This window comes from Bradyrhizobium sp. Ken51 (assembly GCF_055807435.1).
On record NZ_JBVVPB010000025.1, the window covers coordinates 44,677 to 63,116 of the forward strand.

General features: G+C 61.0%; 21 protein-coding genes. 9 read left to right on the plus strand and 12 right to left on the minus strand.

What is annotated here, in order from left to right:
• Nucleotides 1–94 precede the first annotated feature (94 nt).
• Together AC0L27_RS31085 and AC0L27_RS31090 are read right to left on the minus strand one after the other, a co-directional pair.
• Nucleotides 95–1,837, minus strand: a complete 1,743-nt coding sequence (locus AC0L27_RS31085; protein ID WP_354204419.1) for a SulP family inorganic anion transporter — start codon at nucleotides 1,835–1,837, stop codon at nucleotides 95–97.
• Nucleotides 1,834–2,508: a YoaK family protein gene (locus AC0L27_RS31090; RefSeq protein WP_354204587.1), complete on the minus strand. Its 675-nt coding sequence runs from the start codon at nucleotides 2,506–2,508 to the stop codon at nucleotides 1,834–1,836. Before AC0L27_RS31090 ends, AC0L27_RS31085 begins: the two co-directional genes overlap by 4 nt.
• Nucleotides 2,509–2,636: 128 nt before the next feature.
• Between AC0L27_RS31090 and AC0L27_RS31095 the strand changes: the two genes are divergently transcribed.
• The 3 genes from AC0L27_RS31095 to AC0L27_RS31105 are packed head-to-tail and all read left to right on the plus strand — an operon-like array spanning nucleotide 2,637 to nucleotide 5,867.
• Nucleotides 2,637–4,325, plus strand: a complete 1,689-nt coding sequence (locus AC0L27_RS31095; RefSeq protein WP_473321497.1) for an aspartate-alanine antiporter-like transporter — start codon at nucleotides 2,637–2,639, stop codon at nucleotides 4,323–4,325.
• Nucleotides 4,326–4,336: 11 nt separating this feature from the next.
• Nucleotides 4,337–5,224, plus strand: a complete 888-nt coding sequence (locus AC0L27_RS31100; RefSeq protein WP_275167504.1) for an alpha/beta hydrolase family protein — start codon at nucleotides 4,337–4,339, stop codon at nucleotides 5,222–5,224.
• A gap of 31 nt (nucleotides 5,225–5,255) precedes the next feature.
• Nucleotides 5,256–5,867 carry an invasion associated locus B family protein gene (locus AC0L27_RS31105; RefSeq protein ID WP_354204424.1) on the plus strand — a complete coding sequence of 204 codons (612 nt, stop codon included), beginning with the start codon at nucleotides 5,256–5,258 and terminating at the stop codon, nucleotides 5,865–5,867.
• 12 nt (nucleotides 5,868–5,879) lie between these two features.
• On the opposite strand, the gene AC0L27_RS31110 is transcribed toward AC0L27_RS31105, so the two are convergent.
• Together AC0L27_RS31110 and AC0L27_RS31115 are read right to left on the minus strand one after the other, a co-directional pair.
• A complete protein-coding gene (locus tag AC0L27_RS31110) occupies nucleotides 5,880–6,254 on the minus strand; it encodes a response regulator (protein ID WP_354204426.1) in 375 nt (124 codons plus the stop codon).
• A gap of 195 nt (nucleotides 6,255–6,449) precedes the next feature.
• Nucleotides 6,450–7,073, minus strand: coding sequence for a response regulator transcription factor (locus AC0L27_RS31115; RefSeq protein WP_354204428.1), 624 nt, complete (start codon nucleotides 7,071–7,073; stop codon nucleotides 6,450–6,452).
• Nucleotides 7,074–7,389: 316 nt separating this feature from the next.
• Here AC0L27_RS31115 and AC0L27_RS31120 point away from each other — a divergent pair, with 316 nt between their 5' ends.
• On the plus strand, nucleotides 7,390–8,073 hold the full coding sequence (locus tag AC0L27_RS31120) for a helix-turn-helix domain-containing protein (protein ID WP_354204430.1): 684 nt from the start codon (nucleotides 7,390–7,392) through the stop codon (nucleotides 8,071–8,073).
• Here the strand turns inward: AC0L27_RS31120 and AC0L27_RS31125 are convergent.
• The 4 genes from AC0L27_RS31125 to AC0L27_RS31140 form a co-directional block, all read right to left on the minus strand.
• Nucleotides 8,051–8,509, minus strand: coding sequence for a potassium channel family protein (locus AC0L27_RS31125; RefSeq protein WP_354204432.1), 459 nt, complete (start codon nucleotides 8,507–8,509; stop codon nucleotides 8,051–8,053). The two genes, AC0L27_RS31120 and AC0L27_RS31125, sit on opposite strands and share 23 nt — an antisense overlap.
• A 104-nt stretch (nucleotides 8,510–8,613) precedes the next feature.
• Complete coding sequence (locus tag AC0L27_RS31130; RefSeq protein ID WP_473321502.1) at nucleotides 8,614–9,822, minus strand: acetate/propionate family kinase; 1,209 nt, start codon at nucleotides 9,820–9,822, stop codon at nucleotides 8,614–8,616.
• An 86-nt stretch (nucleotides 9,823–9,908) separates the two neighbouring features.
• Nucleotides 9,909–10,997 carry an AI-2E family transporter gene (locus tag AC0L27_RS31135; RefSeq protein WP_354204436.1) on the minus strand — a complete coding sequence of 363 codons (1,089 nt, stop codon included), beginning with the start codon at nucleotides 10,995–10,997 and terminating at the stop codon, nucleotides 9,909–9,911.
• Between the two features lie 94 nt (nucleotides 10,998–11,091).
• Nucleotides 11,092–11,937: an HD domain-containing protein gene (locus AC0L27_RS31140; protein ID WP_354204438.1), complete on the minus strand. Its 846-nt coding sequence runs from the start codon at nucleotides 11,935–11,937 to the stop codon at nucleotides 11,092–11,094.
• A gap of 365 nt (nucleotides 11,938–12,302) precedes the next feature.
• Here AC0L27_RS31140 and AC0L27_RS31145 point away from each other — a divergent pair, with 365 nt between their 5' ends.
• A complete protein-coding gene (locus AC0L27_RS31145; protein ID WP_354204440.1) occupies nucleotides 12,303–12,740 on the plus strand; it encodes a hypothetical protein in 438 nt (145 codons plus the stop codon).
• Nucleotides 12,741–13,057: 317 nt separating this feature from the next.
• Here AC0L27_RS31145 and AC0L27_RS31150 read toward each other — a convergent pair whose 3' ends face one another.
• The 3 genes from AC0L27_RS31150 to AC0L27_RS31160 form a co-directional block, all read right to left on the minus strand.
• Nucleotides 13,058–13,813 carry an outer membrane protein gene (locus AC0L27_RS31150; protein WP_275167809.1) on the minus strand — a complete coding sequence of 252 codons (756 nt, stop codon included), beginning with the start codon at nucleotides 13,811–13,813 and terminating at the stop codon, nucleotides 13,058–13,060.
• Nucleotides 13,814–14,078: 265 nt separating this feature from the next.
• Nucleotides 14,079–14,354 (minus strand): hypothetical protein, encoded by a 276-nt coding sequence (locus AC0L27_RS31155; protein ID WP_275167514.1) that lies wholly within the window; start codon nucleotides 14,352–14,354, stop codon nucleotides 14,079–14,081.
• Between the two features lie 425 nt (nucleotides 14,355–14,779).
• Entirely contained in the window at nucleotides 14,780–15,298 is a 519-nt protein-coding gene (locus AC0L27_RS31160; protein ID WP_354204443.1) for a hypothetical protein, read from the minus strand.
• 319 nt (nucleotides 15,299–15,617) lie between these two features.
• On the opposite strand from AC0L27_RS31160, the gene AC0L27_RS31165 reads away from it, so the two are divergent.
• From AC0L27_RS31165 to AC0L27_RS31180, 4 genes are all read left to right on the plus strand, one after another.
• On the plus strand, nucleotides 15,618–15,908 hold the full coding sequence (locus AC0L27_RS31165; protein ID WP_275167516.1) for a hypothetical protein: 291 nt from the start codon (nucleotides 15,618–15,620) through the stop codon (nucleotides 15,906–15,908).
• Nucleotides 15,909–16,186: 278 nt separating this feature from the next.
• Complete coding sequence (locus AC0L27_RS31170) at nucleotides 16,187–16,519, plus strand: hypothetical protein (RefSeq protein ID WP_275167517.1); 333 nt, start codon at nucleotides 16,187–16,189, stop codon at nucleotides 16,517–16,519.
• Between the two features lie 91 nt (nucleotides 16,520–16,610).
• A complete protein-coding gene (locus AC0L27_RS31175; protein WP_354204446.1) occupies nucleotides 16,611–16,784 on the plus strand; it encodes a hypothetical protein in 174 nt (57 codons plus the stop codon).
• A gap of 167 nt (nucleotides 16,785–16,951) precedes the next feature.
• A complete protein-coding gene (locus AC0L27_RS31180) occupies nucleotides 16,952–17,227 on the plus strand; it encodes a hypothetical protein (protein ID WP_354204448.1) in 276 nt (91 codons plus the stop codon).
• A 147-nt stretch (nucleotides 17,228–17,374) separates the two neighbouring features.
• On the opposite strand, the gene AC0L27_RS31185 is transcribed toward AC0L27_RS31180, so the two are convergent.
• Nucleotides 17,375–18,400: a MurR/RpiR family transcriptional regulator gene (locus AC0L27_RS31185; RefSeq protein ID WP_354254154.1), complete on the minus strand. Its 1,026-nt coding sequence runs from the start codon at nucleotides 18,398–18,400 to the stop codon at nucleotides 17,375–17,377.
• Between the last annotated feature and the right edge of the window lie 40 nt (nucleotides 18,401–18,440).

An 18,440-nucleotide genomic window follows, 5' to 3' on the forward strand; every position in this document is an offset into this window, starting at 1 on the left:
GTCGAGCACCTTGAAGAGGCCCGGAACAATTTGCGATGCGGACATCGTCCAAGGCGCTACCGCGTGATCGATTGAGGACGATGGTGAGATCGCATCAGAGCCGGCCCGCCCATAAGTCGGGTGTATCTTTTGGATTGGGATCAGATGATTGCCCGGTCGTGCTCTCCCCGAGTACGCTGTCAACCGAACGAAGCCACGCTCCGCTGTCGGTCTTTTCCGCCAGGCCTTCAGCCCGCAGCAAATCGCGCAATTGTGCGTGCGCGCCGACGATTCGTAACGTGATATTCCGGGAGGCGAGTTCGTCATAGAGATCGTGCAACATGCGCGCGCCGGCCAGATCGATGTAGGGGGATGCCGATAGATCGCAGACAACCAGTTTGGCGCCGACCGACAGCGGCAAGGTGCCTAACACTGTTTCCAGGATCGTTTCAGCATTGATGTAGAGCAACGAGGCTTCGGGTCGAAACGCGATGATGCCGACCAATGGCTCGACGCCCTCATGCCTCGCATTATCGGAGTAACGGCCGGTACCGGGGAGCCGGCCGAGGAAAGCAACATTCGGACGCGAGGCCCGCGCCAGGAGCAGGAAGATCGACGCGACGGCCGCCAGCAAAACGCCCTGCAGGATGCCCAGGAGCAACACTGACAGAAGGGCAATCGCCGCGGCATAAAAGTCGATGCGGCTGACTTGCCACATCCGCAACAGCGCGCGGATGTCCACCAGCCTGTAGACGGCGGCGAGGACGATCGTCGCCAGCACTGCCTTGGGCAAGTTTGTCAACAGACCCGTGAAGAACAGCAGGCACAGCGCAAGCGTCGCCGAGCAGATCACCAGGGCCAGCGGCGTGCGCGCCCCGGCATTGTCGTTGACCGCAGATTGCGACAGCCCGCCGGCCACGGGGTAGCCGTGGCCGAAGGCGGTGACGAGGTTCGCCGCGCCAAGCCCCAAGAACTCCTGCCGGACATCGAGGGCATAGCCGTGCTTGGCAGCAAAGCTGCGGGCGGCGGAGACGCCTTCGATATAGGCCAGCAGTACGCATCCCGCAGCCAGCGGGAAGAGCTCGTCGGGCTCCAACAAACCAAAACTCGGCAACCCGATAGCCGGCAATCCCTCTGGGATTTGCCCGGTGACTGGTACGCCAAGCGACGGAAGGCCAAGCAGTGTTGCCAAGACAATCGACAGCGCCATGATCGTGAGCCCGACCGGCCTTCCCGGCAGCCGCCGCTCTCCCACCAGCAGGAACGAGAGCGCGATGGCTCCGATCGCCAGAACCAGCCAATTGATGCCGCCGAGCTGGCCGGCGAGCTTGATGGCGCGATCGAAGAAATTGTGACCGCCTCCGGCGACACCGAACAGGCTCGGCAACTGGCTCATCATGATGGTAAGTCCCGCGCCGGCCTTGAAGCCGACCAGGATACTGTCGCTCACCAGGCGGACGAGAACGCTGAGCTTGAACAACCACGCGATCAGACAGAGCAACGCCACCGCGCATGCGGCCAGGCTTGCGATCTCGGCGTATTTCGCCGCATCTCCGGCGGACAGCGTCCCGACCGTCGCCGCAATCATCAACGAGATCGCGGAGGTCGGACCGACCGCAAGCTGGCGAGACGACCCGAGCAGCGCATAGCCGAGGCCGCCGAGCATGTAGCCGTAGATGCCGATCTGAGGCGGCAGGCCCGCCAGAGTCGCGTAGGCCAGCGACACGGGGATGGCGTAAGCCGCGAGGGTGATTCCGGCGATTGCGTCCGAACGCAGCCAGGCACTGTGATACTGCGCCAGCCAGATTGCGGGCGGAAACAGGAAGGTCCAGCGCGATCTGCGGTCAGATGAGGTCATGGGCTGGCCTCGTCGCCTGGACTTTCGCAACGCAACAGCACGACCAGGAGCGCGATCACGGGAACGCCGAGCGCCAGGTTCGGGATCTGCTTGGTCGCGAAGGCGCCAAGCGCGGCACCGAGGCCGAACGTGATGCACAAGACCGCGAAAACGCCCGAGGGCCGCAGCGCCCCATCGCCAGAAGCTACAGCAAATACCCCTTCAATTGCCTGCCGCATGTTGCCCGTGATCATGACGGAGCTGTAGGGCACGCCCTCAACTCTCGTGAAGACAGCGCTCTGTACGGCGGCGACGAACGAAATACCAAGTGTACCCGCGAGATCCGGCAGGCGATTGTGCAGGACGGCGATAACGACCAGCAGGAGGATTTCCAGCAGAATGCTGATGGCAATGGCGCGCTCTCCCGCCGCGCGGCGCAACCATGACGCGACGACGATACCGACCGCGAACGCAAGGATTGGTGGGACGAAGTGGAGCGCTTTCGCCCAGTTGCCGACGGAGCCATGGACCCACAGCAGGACGAGATTGGCCGTCTGGGCGTTGGCCATGACGCCGTGGACGATCCACGTATAGGCGTCGAGGTAGCCGCCGGTGAAGGCCAGCAACAGCGCGACAGGCACCGTTTCGTCGCGGCGTATCGACGAAGCGGCGGTGGTATCCATCGTACTCATGCCCCAACGTCGGGTTTTGAAATCCTGCAACTCAACAGGGAGCGTCTGACCGACCGCGAGGTTGATCTGGATCAAGCATCGGCGGCTATCACCAACCAGATTGGCGCAAATGGCTGGAGGGCCCGCCCATGAGCACGGTCAGATGGATCATATCCGCCGCGCCGGAAATTTTCCTGCTGCTGTCCGTCGCGCTCGGCACCATTCTTGGTCGCGTCAGAATCCGCGGCTTCTCGATAGGCACCACCGCGTGCACGCTCATCGTTGCCGTCCTGATCGGGCAGCTTGGCACCTTCACGTTTCCTTCCCTGCTCAGGATTATTCTCTTCAGCCTGTTCGTGTTCACGATCGGCTACCGGTCCGGACCCGAGTTCTTTGCCTCGCTGAGCATCCGGACCCTGGCTCAGGTCGCGCTCGCGCTCGTGCTTGGTGGTACCGGCCTCGTCATCGTTCTCATATTTGCCCATGTGTTCGCGCTCGGTCCCGGCACCGCTTCCGGTCTTGCTGCGGGAGCCCTGACACAATCGTCGGTCATCGGCACCGCATCTGGCGCACTATCCCAGCTCGGACTGGCCAAAGAGGTGCTTCAGCAACAGGACGCCAATATCGCCGCCGGTTACGCCGTCACCTACGTGCTCGGCTATATCCTCACGCTCCTGTACGTGCCGTTTGTCGCGCCGAAATTGATGCGGATCGATTTGAAAGCGGAAGCTGCAAAGCTCGAGGCGGAGCTTTCGGGCGGCAACCCGCCACAAACTGAAAATCTGCATTATCGAAAATTCCAGGCCCGCGCGTATCGGGTGTCGGCAGCGGCGGGACGGACCGTCGGTGCCGTCGAAGACCAGATCGGCAGCCGCAGCGTGATCGAGCGGATCGTGCGCCAGGGCGCTGACGTCGAACCGCATCGCGACACTGTTCTTGAAGCGAACGACGACATCGTTATCGCAGGCCGCACCGCCGCCATCGTCACTGCAAAGCCGATTGTTGGCACCGAGATCGACGCTGACGAGATCCTGAAGGCGCTTCCCGGCAACGTGGTCGAGGTCCTCGTCGACAATCGCAAGCTCCATGGCCGCTCAGTCAAGGAGGTGGCTGAACGCGTTGGCGACGCTGCGCGCGGCGTGTTCCTGCGCACCTTGACGCGGATGGGACGCGAGGTCCCCCTGAGCGCCGATACCCGCGTCTATGTCGGTGACGTCATGACGCTGGTCGGCAGCACCCGCAACATCGAGCGCGCCGCCTCGCAGGTTGGACAGATCCTGAGCTCCGACGACCGTACCGACATTGCATTCCTTGCCGCAGGCATTGCCGTAGGTCTTCTCGCCGGTCTCGCGAGCGTCAAGATCGGTTCAGTGCCCCTGACTCTGGGCGGCGGCGGCGGTGCCTTGATAGCGGGACTTTTCTGCGGCTGGCTGCGCTCGCGCCGACCGACCATGGGTGCAATGCCGCCCGCCGCGCAGCAAACGCTGAGCGACCTCGGGCTAGGCGGCTTCATCGCGGCGATCGGACTCGGCAACGGCCACGCAGCCTGGGTCGCGATCCAGTCCCACGGTATGCTGCTGGTCGGCATGGGCCTGGTCGTCACGCTGGTACCGCTGATTGTGACCACCCTATTCGCGCATCGCGTGCTTCGCATGAATCCGGTCATCATTTGTGGAGCGCTCGCCGGCGCCATGACGGTCGATGCCGCCGTGACCGGCGCCTGCGAAGTTGCAGAAAGCCAGACGCCGGTGCTCGGCGTCGCGGTGCCCTATGCTGTCGGAAACGTTGTGCTGACCGTGCTTGGACCGATCATCGTGGCCAGCACTTTCGCCGGTTGAAGGAGGCGCGCGTGAATCTCCGCCATGCTTCAACAGTGACTTACCTGGCGGCAGCATTGAGTATCCTGGCCTGCATTATTGCTCCAGCACGTGCCGACGACAATGTCCGCATCCAGGAGGAGGTCTGGGCTCTGCCGCTACCGCTGCCGATGTTCGCCTATGTAGTGCGGCCCGTCGGCGACGGCCCCTTCCCGCTGGCGATCATGAACCACGGCGTGTCGCTCAAGCCCGTCGATCGCAGCTTCTTCCCGTTGGTGGAGTTCCGTGGCGCCGCCAAATGGTTTGCCAAGCGCGGCTACCTCGTGGTTGCACCAGTCGGCACCGGCTATGGGGCAGCCGCGATCGATATTCCCGAGCATGGTCTCTACGGACCGTTCTTCTCCAAGGTCGGAAATTGCACCAATCCGAACTTCCACGACGCCGGCCGTGCAGTTGCGCAAGCCGATCTCTGGATCATCGACTACATGGTGGCCGAGAAGCGCGTTCTGCCGAAGGACGTGATCGTCATTGGACAGTCCGCGGGCGGCTGGGCTTCCATTGCGCTCTCGAGTGCAAACCCGCCGCAGGTCAAGGCAATCATCACATTCGCAGCAGGACGCGGGGGCCGCGTCGATGGCAAACCCAACAACAATTGCGCACCGGACAAGCTGGTCGAAGCGACTGCCGATTTCGGCCGAACCTCGCGCGTTCCAATGCTGTGGTTCTATATCGAGAACGACACGTTTTTCGGTCCCGCCTTGTCGAAGCGCATGCACGAGGCCTTCACCGCTGCCGGCGGCAGGGCCGAATATCATCTGATGCCGCCCTTCGGCAACGAAGGACATTTCTTCGTCGGCTCGCCTGACACGATCGCGACGTGGGCACCACTCGTCGAGAAATTCCTCGACGAACAGAAGTAGGCGCGGAGGACGCGCGGCTGGAGGCACTGACATGATCAACCCAGCTTCGACACCATGGCTCAAGCAGGCGCGCGCTTACCTATCCCTTTTGTTAGCAGCGACCGTTGTCGGACCGGCTTCAGCCCAGAACTCGGCAGCGCAGGAGCATGCGCGCGAGGCAAAGCCCGCCGAAATTGCGCCTCGCGGACAGCGCGAAGCCAAGGACATCACCTATGGCGACTGGCGGAAGCTTTGCGTAAAGCCCGGCGGCGCGCCGATGCTGTGCCGGACCTCGATCACCGGCAAGTTTGCAACGGGCCAGATGGCGGTGCGCCTGGACCTGATCGAGCGTGACGGCGACCGCACTGCCCGGCTCCAAGTGTTTGTCCCCGTCGGGATGTATCTGCAGAGGCCCGCCAAGCTGACGATCGATGGAGTAAGCGCCCAGTCATTGCCCTACACCTGGTGCCTGACCAATACCTGCATTGCCGCCGACGCAGCGGATCCCAAGTTCGTCAAAGACATGGATGGAGGCAAGGTCCTCCTGCTCGAACTCACCGATTCCAACCTTTTGTCTCTGGCGACATCGTTACCGCTGGCGCAGTTCGCTTCGGTACACAACGGCGCGCCCACACAGACCCTAGAGCAGGACATCGAGGAGTGAGCAGCGGCGGCTTCAGCCATGCTCGGCGCAGGCGCGTTCAATGGAGTCGATGAGTGCGCTTGCTGCGAAGGGCTTGGCCAGATAGGCGGCGCACCCAGACTCAATCGCGGCAACCTGATTCGTCCGGCAGTCGTTGCCGGTAATGTAGATGACGGGGACCGTGGCACCCTCGCTGGCGAGCCTGCGGCGGAGTGAGATACCCGACTCGCCGTTTAGATTGATATCCAGAACGATGCAGCACGCCTCTTCGATGCACCCATGACGAAGCAACGCACCCGCGGAATCAAAAGCAACCGCATCAAAGCCGTGCTTCCGAAGCAGCCGCTCCAAGCTTCGGCGCATTGATAAATCATCATCCACGACGTAAATCGGCTTACGTGCAAACAATGGACCCGTCTTTCTGATTGGAAACCTGGCACTCGCGTCGCAACGACGCTACGGGGCAAAGGTTCCTGCGCTAATCCGACGGCTAACGACGCCGGTATGTAGGCGGTCCAGGCCGAAATATGTCAATAACATTTCATATTGTCCCATCGTACAGGTCTGATCACCGACCTGACGAAGCCACGAAAACGGCCTGCATCACATCTTTGCCGAATCCAGAAGGCCGAGCCGCTCTGCAGCGGACACCAGTTCGGCAAACGATAGTACCTGCATCTTTGTCATCACTTGGTGGCGGTGCGCCTTCACCGTGCGTTCGGTCGTTCCAAGCTCATAGGCGATCTGCTTGTTGATTTTGCCGCGTACGATCAGGTCGAACACCTGTCGTTCGCGCCGCGATAGAGACCTCAAGCGAGAACGTAGCGAATCGAGCTTGCTGTGTTGACTCCGCGCCGCCTCCTGTTGAGCCATTGCCCGCTCAATCGCATCGATCAACTGTTCCGACGACACCGGCTTGGTCAGAAAATCCTCCGCGCCGGCCTTGATCGCACGGACCGTCGTCGCGGTATCCGCATGTCCGGTCAGAAAGACGATGGGCAGCGGCGAATGGCATTGGACGAGGGAGGCTTGCAACTCCGGCCCGCTCAGGCCCGGAAGCTGCACATCGAGCAAGATACATCCCGGATCGTCGGACCCTGGCGGATCATCCAGTAACTGCTGGGCGGACGCGTAGGTCACAACTTCATACCCAGCCAGTTTAAGCCGACGCTGGATCGCCATCCGAAAGGATGCGTCGTCGTCCACGACATAAACGAAGCCGGGCAAGTTTTTTCCTCGCTGGGTACTTCAAATGCAGAAAGACCAGATGCGCCTTAGTACCTGAGCAAAGCAGCACAATTGGAATGCCACAACCGCGAATGGAGCGTCTGTTTTCGGCATATTGCCGCACCATCTGACAGACACTCTGACGGGTTCTCATCAAGCGCATCGAACCCTTCCTGTACCTTGGTACAATGCACCTACAGACAATGGTTGAAAACCCCACTTATGGCCTAAACAACCTTCGCGGGAAGCGGATTTTCGGCGGCTCCTCATTCCCGACGATGGAAATACCGCGTCACCATCAGTTCGGGAGTTGGCCATGTTCGTTCGCACCGCTGCCGACGCCGCCTCGCGGCTTCATTCGCTCCGCGAGCTAGGGTTAAACACCGATTCAAACCCGATCATTAGTTTAAACGAATTTACCTACAAGAAAGGCTCGGAAGTCTACGGCGAAAGGGAGCCTGCGGAATACGTCTATCAGGTGAAGAGGGGCGCGGTGCGAAGCTATAAGCTGCTGTCCGACGGCCGGCGCCAAATCGGCGCATTTCACCTGGCCGGCGATATTTTCGGGCTCGAGAACGGCGGCTTGCACCGATTCACGACTGAAGCGATCGTCGACACCACGGTTCGTCTGGTCAGGCGCCAAAGCCTCGAGCTGGTTGCGCAGGGCGACCCCATGGTCGCCCGCAACCTGCTGAGCATGACCACCAAGAACCTTCAGCATGCGGAAGACCACATGCTGCTGCTTGGCCGCAAGACGTCGCTGGAGCGAGTCGCAGCCTTCCTGATCGAGATGGACAAGCGGCTGACGGCCGCCGGCATCATGGCGCTGCCGATGTCGCGGCGCGATATCGCCGACTATCTCGGATTGACGCTGGAAACCGTCTCCCGCGCACTATCGCGGTTGCATGAGCTCGGTATCCTCGGCTTCATCGGAAACACCCAGCGCCAGATCGTGCTGCTGGACAGGCTGAAGCTCGCTAGCCTCGATCTCCAGAACTAGACTTAGGTGCCGCAATCGCGGCGCGATGCTCGACCGTCTTGCGCAGAACCTCAAACAGGACCGCAGTCGACCATCCGAACATCAGGATTCCGTTCATCGCTGTCATGGGTCCCGTCAATCGCCACCCCGCCACGGGCGTAATGTCCCCATAGCCAAGCGTGGTGTAGTTCACGAACGTGAAATATAGCAGATCGCTGCCTGGAGGCGCCGCGCCGACTGCCGCATAGGCGAGCGCCCACATGAGAACCTCGACAGTGTGGGCGACCATCAAAATGACAGCAGTGGTGACCATCACGGCCATCAGGTGCGACCGGGGCCGCGCCGTGTGCCTTAATCCGGCGGTACGAGCGATATCGATGGCCGCAACGGTCACCAGCGCGTGAATCATGATGTTGATCACGCTGATCAAGGTACCGAGCAGGAATTGGACCGCCATTACACACTCCTGGTGCCGACATCGAAGAAGCCGTCCGATAATCCCGCAAGCGCCGACCACGCCCCCCTCAACGCCTGACCGCAACCCGGATCAAGGAGAACGTATCACGATGCCCCGTTTGGAGCTGTCGAGCTACGGTTCATCAGCAGCGCCAACGTGTGTCTCGCGATCATGAGATCCTCGTCGGACGGCACGACGTAAACTGGAATGCGGCTGGCGGAAGACGATATCAGCTGCGATTGCCGCGCATTCTGCGCCATATCAAGCTTGACACCGAGCCATGCGAGCCGCTCCGCCACGCGCGAACGGATCGACGCGGAGCTTTCGCCTATCTCGGCGGTAAAGACAAAGGCATCGAGCCCTTGCAACGCAGCTGCGAGCATACCGGCGTTAAGGCCGACCCAATGAACGAAATAGTCGATCGCAAATTTTGCGTCGACATCCTCACTTGCCTCAAGCTGACGCATATCGCCGCTGAGGTCCGAGAGGCCGTTCAACCCGTAATCTCCGAGGAGAAACTCCTGCACCCTGGACGCTGCCATTCCCTTCTCCGAGATGAGATAAAGCACGACTCCGGCGTCGATCTGCCCTGGTCGCGCTTCCATCGGCAGTCCGTCTATCGCGGTGAACCCCATGGTGCTCTCGACGCTCCGTCCTCCATGGAGCGCGCACATTGATGCCCCACGCCCGAGATGCGCGACAATCACCCTCCCCATCGCGATTTCTGGCGCAACCTTCAGCAAGGTCTTCGCGATATATTCGTAGGAGAGGCCATGAAATCCATAGCGCCGTACGCCTTCGGCATGAAGCCAACGCGGGATCGCGCAGTGGTCGGCCACCTCAGCATGGGTTCGATGAAATGCGGTCTCGAAGCAGGCGACCTGCGGGAGCGTTGGGAAGTCAGACAGGATCAAACGTATTGGAGCCAGATTGTGCGGCAGATGAAGCGGCGCCAATTCCGTCAGTCCATCCAGGCGAGTCAGGACCTCCTGATCAATCAGGACCGGGCGGTCATGCTCCGCCCCGCCGTGAACGACGCGATGCCCGACAGCAATGGGGCTGATATGAAGCTCATCCCGCAACCAAGCGACTGCAATGTTCAGTGCGGCCGAAATATCCAGCACCGCTTCGATCGGATAGGCGCGATTGGCAAGCGGATCACCGCCGGAACTGCTCGCTTGCAGTCGCGGGCAACGCCCGATGCCGTCGATCCGCCCCTTGATCTGCTGTCGTAAGATTCCTTCTCCTTCGACCGAATAGATCCGGAACCTGAGGTGGGAAGAGCCGGCATTGATGACAAGGATGGTATCCATGGCACTCACGTCGCACTCGTTGGAGCATGTCAAAGCCCTGCATCAACACCGGCGGTCACAGCAACGGCACCAAGCGAGCCAGACAGTCAACGCTCGATCGCCAGTTTCGCCGGCACAGCACGTTCGGTACGAATCCAGGCCACCGTCAGCTCCCAGACCACAGATAGAATGATAGGTCCGATGAAGAGGCCGATGATCCCGTGGAAGAGGGTTCCTCCGATCACCCCGATCAGGATGACGAGCGCTGGCGTGGTCAGGCCGCGGCCCATGACAAGCGGTTTCAGGATGTTGTCGAGAACCGATACGATCACGAAAAACACCGTCAGCAGGAGGGCGATCGGAAATTCCTTGTCGGTCCAGATCCAGATGATGACCGGCAGGATGACGATGGCCCCGCCGATCTGCACGATCGACAGCAACAACACCGCAAAAGCCAGCAGCCCCGCGCTGGCGATGCCGGCCAGCTTGAAGCCGATACCCGCCAGCAACGCCTGGATGATGGCGACGCCAATCACGCCCTGGGCCACCGCGCGGATCGTGGCACCTGCTAGATCCAGAAAGTGCTCGCTCTGGTCCGGCACGACGCGCGACAGAAAGCTGCGCCCCGCAGCCACGAGCTGAGGTCCATACGGAAACAGCACCCCGGCCACCGCCACCGACAGCAGAAACTTGACCGTTCCCACCCCGGCATTGCCGGCAAATCCGAGCAAGGTCGCAGCGAATGGCTTCAGGTAGGGGACCACTGCACGCAAGAGCGACCGGAGATTAGTCGTCGCTTGGTCCCAGAGATCGAAGAGCTGAGCGCCGACGATGGGCCAATCTTTGAGAGACTGCGGCGGCGAAGGCACATGCAGTTCGCCAGCCGTCACCTGGGCGGCGAGATCGGTGATCCCGTCGACAGCGCCCATGCCCAGCCAGGTCGCGGGCCCGATCACCACAGCAAGATTGACGAGAGTAAGGATCGTCGCTGCAAGCTTCGGTCGACCGCCCAGAAGGTCGGAGAGGCGCCGAAATACCGGGTTCAGCGCAGCGGCGAGCACGACACTCCAGGCCAATATGGGCACGAATGGACGGACCAGGAGGAGGGCCCAGATGAGCAACAGCCCCAGCAATCCCAGCCGGATCAGAAGCTGGATGATCTCGTCTCCTGAGAATATCTGGCGGAGTGTTTTCACGGACGCGCCTTCAGCTCATGCCGCGCATGCTGAGGCGAACTAGCCAGTCTCCTCGCTCAGCTGGCTTGATCCAGATCAACGAGCGCGCGCTCTTCTAGGGCTGAGGTCCGGACAGGTTCAGCTCACGCTCGGCCCGAAACACATTACCGTACAAGCTCGCTATCCATTGCCGACCGCGGGACGTCACGTTGAGATAGCGTATCGCCGGCTGAATCTGAGGGGCGACGTTGCTCCAATAGAATTGCGGATATTTGTAGACGATATCTGCCGGCGTCGCGTAGCCCAGGGTCTTGTTGAGTCCGATCTCTTCGAACTCGTAGAACAGCGCGTTCGACTTCTTCAGATAGTTGGGATCACCGAGCTGACCGATGAGATCGGCGGCGCGCAGCAGCAATCCCTCCTCTTCGATGAGGCTGTCATTGGAGGACATTGTATAGGGAAATCGGGTATATTCGATCGCCTGGGCAACCCGGCCCGCATCCAGCTGCTCGATGGAATCCAGCCGTTCCAGCACAAACAACTTCGACCGATCTACGTGGTATGGTGCCAATGCCGCATCGGACGATCCTCGCGGCAGCCGAACGGTGCCGCCTTTCACGTCGGCTATGAACAGCTCGTCCTCATCGCCTTGAACGACACCGCGCACGTATCCGATGTCATGAGCAAGGCACGCGAGGATGAAATTCGCATAGTCGTTTGCTGTGGTGGGCCGCAGCAGCGCACGTCCCGTCAAGATATCGTGCCCGGCCAGAGTTACGAGCAACGTATGCTCGATATTGTGATACAGGGCATCGCTATTGCCGATGCACTCCATCGTGAGCTTGGCCGCGAACGGAAGCAGTTCGGTCAGACCGGCATGGGAGGCACCGAACCGGTCCTTGGTTTCGGTCGTCAGAAACGCGCCCAAAGCTTGCGACACCAGTTCCGGAACTGTGATCATCAGGTCTCTCCGCTATGGTATTGTCGACGATGCAGATCAAGCCATGTCTCTCTGCGATCAATGCTGGCGATATTCGCAGATTCTTCAAGCCGGCCGCGCTCTGCGACCTTAAAGACGATCCATCTGGTGCCGCGCCTCGGGCAAGCGAACCCGTGACCGGCCGGAGCCGCTCACGGTCTCCAGCCTCTCTCGTTGATTCAAATCAAGGCCAAGCCGGTAACGAAGGCAAACATTTCATGTGCACGGCCATGCCGCCGGCGTGACGGAATTCTTCTCTTGCCGGTCAGTCGAGATTTAAACCAGTGGAGGACATTATGAGGTTCATCAAAGGGGCATTTGCAGCAATTCTTACTGTCGCGAGCGCCATGATTTCTGTACCCGGAAGCGAAGCAGCGCCATTGCTCACCAACGTCGGCGTGATGAGAGCAGCGCTCGATAACGACGTAGTGAACGTGCGCTACGGAGGCTGGGGTTATCGCGGAGGATGGGGCGGAGGCTACCGCGGAGCGGGATTGGGCTATCGTGGTTTGGGATATCGCGGCGCCGGATATGGCTACAGAGGTTATGGATATAGAGGCTACCGTGGCTGGGGCGCCGGCGCGGTGGTCGCGGGCGGCGTCGTCGGTGGCGCGATCGCAAGCTCCGGCTACTATGGTGCATATCCGTCCTACGGCGGCGGATACTCCTCTTACGGCGGAGGATACGGCTATGATTATTGTCCGCCCAGTGCCTACAGCGCCTACGGAAGCTATGGCGGTTATGGCGGCTACTACGCGAGACGGAGCTACTATTCCGGCTGGTAGAATCTGCCTCGGATTCTCCTGAGCACGCGCTCTTGGTGCCAGGGCTCGTCTTCGCGAGCGCTGAAAGCGCCAACGCGGCCGTATACTGCCAATATTGTGAACTACCCCGCGCATTTCGTCGCAAGACCGGGCGTCGCCCTGGGAGTGCGTCCCGTCGCGCGCGCTGCTGCACGAGAAGCAGTGCGGTCCGGCACTCCGACCAACCGCGGCGGTCCGGTCGATCGCGCCGGCAGACGCTGCCTGGCTTGCACGATAAGACCACAAAAATGAGGGCCGGCGTTGCTGCCGGCCCCCTGAAGACATCAGACCGAGAGAGTTCAGTACCTCGCGACGACGGGGTTGGCCCCTCCGAAGCGGTAATTGAAGCGCACGGTGAGCATATCCACGTCCTGGGTGATCCGGTCGTTTACAAAAGCGGCAAGGCGCGGATCGGCGACCGTGAACGAATTATTTCGGTGCCCCATGAATAGATGATCGTATTCGAGTCCCACCGACCAATTCGGGGTGAAGCCATACTCGAATCCGACACCGATGACACCGCCCCAGCGGGTTGCGCTTTGCGCCGCGAGCTCGGCGCCGGTCGCAGTATCAAGCACGCTGAGGCGATTGTCTGTCACCGCAGCGCCGCCCTTCACGTAGAACAGTGACGCATTCCAGGCGTAGCCGATCTGGCCGGTGAAGAGGCCGATGGCGCTCGTTTTGGCGCGCGTGGAGAGCGTCGGATCGAACAGGCTGACGCGCTGATTGCTGAGATCCGCCCAATCGCCCTGAGCCTCCAGACCAAACACCCACTGGCTGGCTTGCCAGCGGTAACCGAGCTGGCCACCGATGACGCCACCGGATCGATCACGGCAGCCGGAAGCGACGGCGACGCCAGCCGCGTCAAGGAAATCCACGCAGTTGTGGTTCTGCGCCCAGCCACCATTGCCGCCGATATAGAACCCGGTCCAATTGTAGATTGGAATAATCGGTGCCGGTGGCGGCGCCTTCACGGCCATGTCGGCAGCCATGGCGCTCCCCGCCGTGCACAGCGCCACCAGACCAACGGTTGTCAGCAAAAGTCTTTTCATCATGCTCTCTCCTTGCCGGCCGCTTTTTGATTGCTCGAACGGCGGCTTGTTGCACTGCAATCATCCCCCAACTTCCAGCTGAAACTCTACGGGCGAGGGTACAAACTCCCCGTGCCAAAATGGCAACACTCAAGACATTTCGAACCAGACTCCGGGTTGCCTCGCCAGCAGAGTCGAACGACCGGCGCCAGTATGCGAAAGCACCAAAAGGCAGCCGCCCGCTCCGAGCCGCCTCCGGTCATCAGCATCAGTCACCATGATGGACCGCTTATTTCTCCGGGTCGCGCTTGGCGTCCTGGCCGGCAACCTCGTCGCCTTGGTCTTGCTCTATCCAGGACGGAATGTCGCTCGAGGGGATCAGCCGTCGCGGCAAAAAGGGATTGAGCGTGCCTGCAAACACGATCAATCCCTCATTGAACTTCTCTCGCGCGAAAGCCCGCGCCTCGGCTTCGCTCTCGAATGTGCGTGTCTCCCGTGGGCTTCGCCTCTTCGGCAAGGTCCCACGCTTCTGCACCTCGAATGTTACGTACCAGGTCTGCGGCATCCGCCAGCTTCCGGATCGCGATCAAGCAGACATATGCCGGTGAACGATGATCGGTGAGATCATGTCGGCGTCCTAGTTGCGCCGCTCTTCACGGCGCTCCGTGCGCCCTGTACGCCTTTCCAGGCGGCGTTCAGTCCGGCCCGTGCGCCGTTCCTGACGCCGCTCGTGGCGGGCTCCCCGCCTCTCCTGGCGTCGCTCCATGCCGATCGTCTGAGCCGGCACTTCTGTTCCTAACAGCACCGTGCCGGATGTCGCCAATCCGAGCAATGAAAGAGCCCCGCGACGATCCAATCGTTCAGGCCTTGACGTTTCACTCATGTCAGTTACTCCCGATCTTGAGGACGTTTGTAGGCGAAGCCTCGACGTGCATTCGTTGATCAGTATCAACGGCGGGCACCCCACTCCGCAGCGACGAACGGAGACGCTCACCAGACCTGGTTGCCAAACCAGCCGTACTGCGGAGGTCGCGAGACGAGCCGGATATTTCTTTCAATGTGCCTCCTCACAATTTTGTTCTGACGCTGCGGCTTCGCATCAGCCTTTGCCGACGGACGCGCTGGCGGTCGTTCGGCATCGAGGGCTCCAAGCCGAGCAAATGCCTCGCGCGCGCGCGTCTGTGGCAGGTCGGCGCCCGGCGGGGCGGCGAGCTCGACCTTGGGGACGTCAACCGCCACGATCGTGGGCCGGCTAGTGTCGAGAACGATCCGTTCGGGCAACCTCAAATCAGAGTGGATGCGGATAGTGGAGGAGCGCGCAACGCCATCGTGTATAGCGGGCCGGACCGGGACAAAGGCATCCGCAACGAAGAGCATCGCGAGCAACGCACCGCCGACATAGAACAGATATCGTGAGATAGGCATTGTCGGCGCCATCGCCGCCGCAGATTTTCGTCTGGCAAGCAACGGGCCACGGCGGCAGAATTGGCGAAGCAACGCAACCTGCATGGACGTGGTTGCCTAAATCGAGCCGCCGCCGCTTCCGCCGCGGCGCGCCCCTGGTGAAACACTTGCTGAGGCATGGGCGACGCTTCGTGGTAAGCGCACGCACGCTGCAGCGGACTAATGTTCACCGCGCCCGACGCGGTTTCGCTTGAGCCAGATCAACGAATGGAATTATCGCAACACCGCCTCGCGTTAGTGCCGCATGGCATATCAGTGTCAGTGACATGCCCCTTGGTACAATGGCCGGAAGGGCAATTGCAGAGATGTGGCACGCAACGCAGAATTCTCACCGCGTACATCGAGCTTCTGGCAGGGAGGGCCGATGATGAGTCAATTCGAGCTGAGTTCGCGCGCAGCACTTTGCCGGCAGCTTGCAAGCCAGGATCCGGCAAACCAAATAGTCTGGATGGCCGAGGCAAGGAGCTGGTCACGCCAGGCCGCCGAGGCGCTTCATGATGAGCACCAATTAAAAGGTGGCATCACCGCCCGATTGTTCTTCGCGTTCAGCAAATTGGTCGAGGCGCAACACGAGCCTACAAACGAAACAGCAGACATGATGAAGAGCAGGTCGAGAGGCGTCATGCCGTCTCGGAGCTTGTCGCCGACTGCCTGACGCATTCCAGCAAAAAGCGCTCGCACGATTGCATACTTCGCTCCAGTGTGGAGAAGCCGTCCCACGTGACAGCGCGCTTTCCGATGCGACCCGGCGGGCTGCACTTTTCAGACGTCGGAGCGTCCTCCTCCAGATTCACTTAACTCGCTCCGAACTGGATCCGGCGAATTCGAAGAGGAAGCGGACTCGATTTATTTCAATCCCTTGATCTAAAGCAAGTCGGCGGCCCAGTGCCGGGATGGTGTTGTAGCGTTAAACTTCATTTTTGGAGAACGTCCATGAAGTCGATAAGCGCAAGGAAAATTGCCGTTGCCGTCGCCGCGCTCGTATGCGGCACGACGCTGTCCATAGGCTGGACCGACCAAGGCGGAGTTTCGCTGAAGGTCGACAAGGCGCAAGCGGCGACGCGATTGTACGTCACTCCCTCTTATCGCGGACACTACTACACTAACGAGAGTTTGCCCTGGTACGCTGTTCGGGCCTATTACTTCGGCGGACCGTGGAGCTACGGCTATAGCGGCTGGACCGACTATGCAGCGCGCAACGGCATCGGTTGCGTCCCAGGCTCGTTGGTGAAGGGCGGTGACGGCATCATGTATGTCTGCCAATAGAGCTTGATAGCGGCGCGATGGACGGCGCTCATCAAGCCGCCCGTCGCGCTAAGCTGCGTTCCGAGATGGGCGACTGAGGGGGGAGGATACCATGACCTATGTTCTGGTCGTCATCAGCTGGCTCGGCGTCGCGAACGGCGCCGTAGTCTCGACGCAAGAATTTTCAAGCGCAGAGCGTTGCGAAGCAGCCCGGACGGCGCTGATGGAATACGCAAAAGCGCGCAGTACCGACGAGACGCTCAGGCCACTCTGCATACAGAAGTAAAAAAGCGACGAAAAGTGTGACGCATGCACCCGACCCCGACTGAAATCGTTCTGGTGTTTCGCCTTCGCTAACAGCTTCACGATTTCCACGGTTCGTTGATCTTGATCAATGGTCCGAGCGCCAGTCCATGGAGCGATCCAAATTCACTCTCACAGGCGGAGACTATCATGAAGCGTGGTTTGGTCACAAAGCTATCACTCGCGGCTGCCGTGGTCGCCCTTGGAGTGTCCGGCTCGATCGACTGGTCGGTCGACGAAGGCCTTTCGCTCTCGCTCGGCCGGGCTGAAGCACGGGTCGGGCGGCCCTTGACACCCGTATCAGTCGCTGGCGTAGCACGGCGCACCACCAGGCGCGCGGTCGTCGGCGGCGCGGCGGTCGGTGCAGCCGCTGTCGGCACGGCATGTGTCCGCGTTCTGATCAATGGCAGCTACGTCTGCCGCTGATAGCCGTCGTTGCCGGCTCTGAACACCGCATCCTGCCGGATAATTTTTCTGCAGGATGTGCGGTTTCGGGCTTCGGAGCGCGATTGACGTGGCCGGATGCGAGCGGCAATGCACCGACCAAATCCTCGTTGGGCCACTGCAGATTTTTCAGTCTCCCAGCGGCCCTTTGGCGTCCCCGTCGCTTCCCTTCAGCAACTCGTATTTGATCCGCCGCATGCGTGCCTGGGCTTCGAGCGGCTTGCAATAGGCAGTTGACGCTGCGAGCAGGTCGATGGTGGCGAGAAACGCATAGCGCGACGCCGTCGGCTTGAGCGCGTCGGGCGCTTCGGGCACGTGCACGCCAAGCGCAATATCGGCGATTGAGGCCAGCCTGCTTTGCGGCTTGGTGATTGCCACGACCAAGGCGCCGTATTGCTTGGCGATACTGGCTGCGTCGATCACTTCGTTCGCCGCACCGGTGGTCGAGATGGCAACGACGACGTCATCCCGCCCGAGGGTCGCCGCGATCATGCGCATCAAGCTCGGGTCAGAGGCATGCGAGACGGCAATCCCAAGACGAAAGAACCGGTTCTGAACTTCCGCCGCCGCAAGAGTGGAACCGCCCCCCACCCCGAACGCTGCAAGCTTCGAACAGCGGGAGATAGCTTCGGCAGCCCTCTCGATGTCCTCCTTGCGAAGTCCCTCCTCGGCAGCGGCAATTGCACGACGAATTTCCTGAAACACCGACCGCCACAGCGCGGGGCGCGCCAGATCGGTCCCGACATGCGGGGGAAGCTCGACGTAGATCCGCCCAACCGCCATTGCTTGAGCCAGCCTCACCTTGAGGTCCCGGACGCCCCGGCAACCGACGGAGCGGCTGAACCGGGTGACCGTCGGCTCGCTCACGCGCGCCCGACGGGCCAGCTCGGAATTGCTGGCGTGAACGGCAAACTCCATATCGGCCAGCAGCACCGCTGCAACGCGTTGCTCGGACGGGCTGAGGCTTGGAGCGCTCTGCCTGATGAGCGAGATGATGTCGCCGACCACGACATTGTCGTCGCCCGACGGCTTCGAGATCGCTGCATCAACGGCTCTCGTCGGATGATTTCGCTTTGCACGCGCCATTGCCGCCCTTCCCCAGGTCAGATCCACCTGCGCCCTTGGCAAGAAGCTGCCGTAAGAAACCTTCAGCATCCGACCAAACGTATATCGGCATGCCCCATCAAGAACAGCA

What these genes read in the sequence shown, in the direction of transcription:
- AC0L27_RS31085 (WP_354204419.1), bottom strand. Translation starts at nt 1,837, where the DNA reads ATGACCTCATCTGACCGCAGATCGCGCTGGACCTTCCTGTTTCCGCCC.
- AC0L27_RS31175 (WP_354204446.1), top strand. Translation starts at nt 16,611, where the DNA reads ATGACCTATGTTCTGGTCGTCATCAGCTGGCTCGGCGTCGCGAACGGC.
- AC0L27_RS31150 (WP_275167809.1), bottom strand. Translation starts at nt 13,813, where the DNA reads ATGATGAAAAGACTTTTGCTGACAACCGTTGGTCTGGTGGCGCTGTGC.
- AC0L27_RS31120 (WP_354204430.1), top strand. Translation starts at nt 7,390, where the DNA reads ATGTTCGTTCGCACCGCTGCCGACGCCGCCTCGCGGCTTCATTCGCTC.
- AC0L27_RS31180 (WP_354204448.1), top strand. Translation starts at nt 16,952, where the DNA reads ATGAAGCGTGGTTTGGTCACAAAGCTATCACTCGCGGCTGCCGTGGTC.
- AC0L27_RS31160 (WP_354204443.1), bottom strand. Translation starts at nt 15,298, where the DNA reads ATGCAGGTTGCGTTGCTTCGCCAATTCTGCCGCCGTGGCCCGTTGCTT.
- AC0L27_RS31185 (WP_354254154.1), bottom strand. Translation starts at nt 18,400, where the DNA reads ATGCTGAAGGTTTCTTACGGCAGCTTCTTGCCAAGGGCGCAGGTGGAT.
- AC0L27_RS31130 (WP_473321502.1), bottom strand. Translation starts at nt 9,822, where the DNA reads ATGGATACCATCCTTGTCATCAATGCCGGCTCTTCCCACCTCAGGTTC.
- AC0L27_RS31170 (WP_275167517.1), top strand. Translation starts at nt 16,187, where the DNA reads ATGAAGTCGATAAGCGCAAGGAAAATTGCCGTTGCCGTCGCCGCGCTC.
- AC0L27_RS31140 (WP_354204438.1), bottom strand. Translation starts at nt 11,937, where the DNA reads ATGATCACAGTTCCGGAACTGGTGTCGCAAGCTTTGGGCGCGTTTCTG.
- AC0L27_RS31105 (WP_354204424.1), top strand. Translation starts at nt 5,256, where the DNA reads ATGATCAACCCAGCTTCGACACCATGGCTCAAGCAGGCGCGCGCTTAC.
- AC0L27_RS31125 (WP_354204432.1), bottom strand. Translation starts at nt 8,509, where the DNA reads ATGGCGGTCCAATTCCTGCTCGGTACCTTGATCAGCGTGATCAACATC.
- AC0L27_RS31090 (WP_354204587.1), bottom strand. Translation starts at nt 2,508, where the DNA reads ATGAGTACGATGGATACCACCGCCGCTTCGTCGATACGCCGCGACGAA.
- AC0L27_RS31155 (WP_275167514.1), bottom strand. Translation starts at nt 14,354, where the DNA reads ATGCCGCAGACCTGGTACGTAACATTCGAGGTGCAGAAGCGTGGGACC.
- AC0L27_RS31145 (WP_354204440.1), top strand. Translation starts at nt 12,303, where the DNA reads ATGATTTCTGTACCCGGAAGCGAAGCAGCGCCATTGCTCACCAACGTC.
- AC0L27_RS31165 (WP_275167516.1), top strand. Translation starts at nt 15,618, where the DNA reads ATGATGAGTCAATTCGAGCTGAGTTCGCGCGCAGCACTTTGCCGGCAG.
- AC0L27_RS31095 (WP_473321497.1), top strand. Translation starts at nt 2,637, where the DNA reads ATGAGCACGGTCAGATGGATCATATCCGCCGCGCCGGAAATTTTCCTG.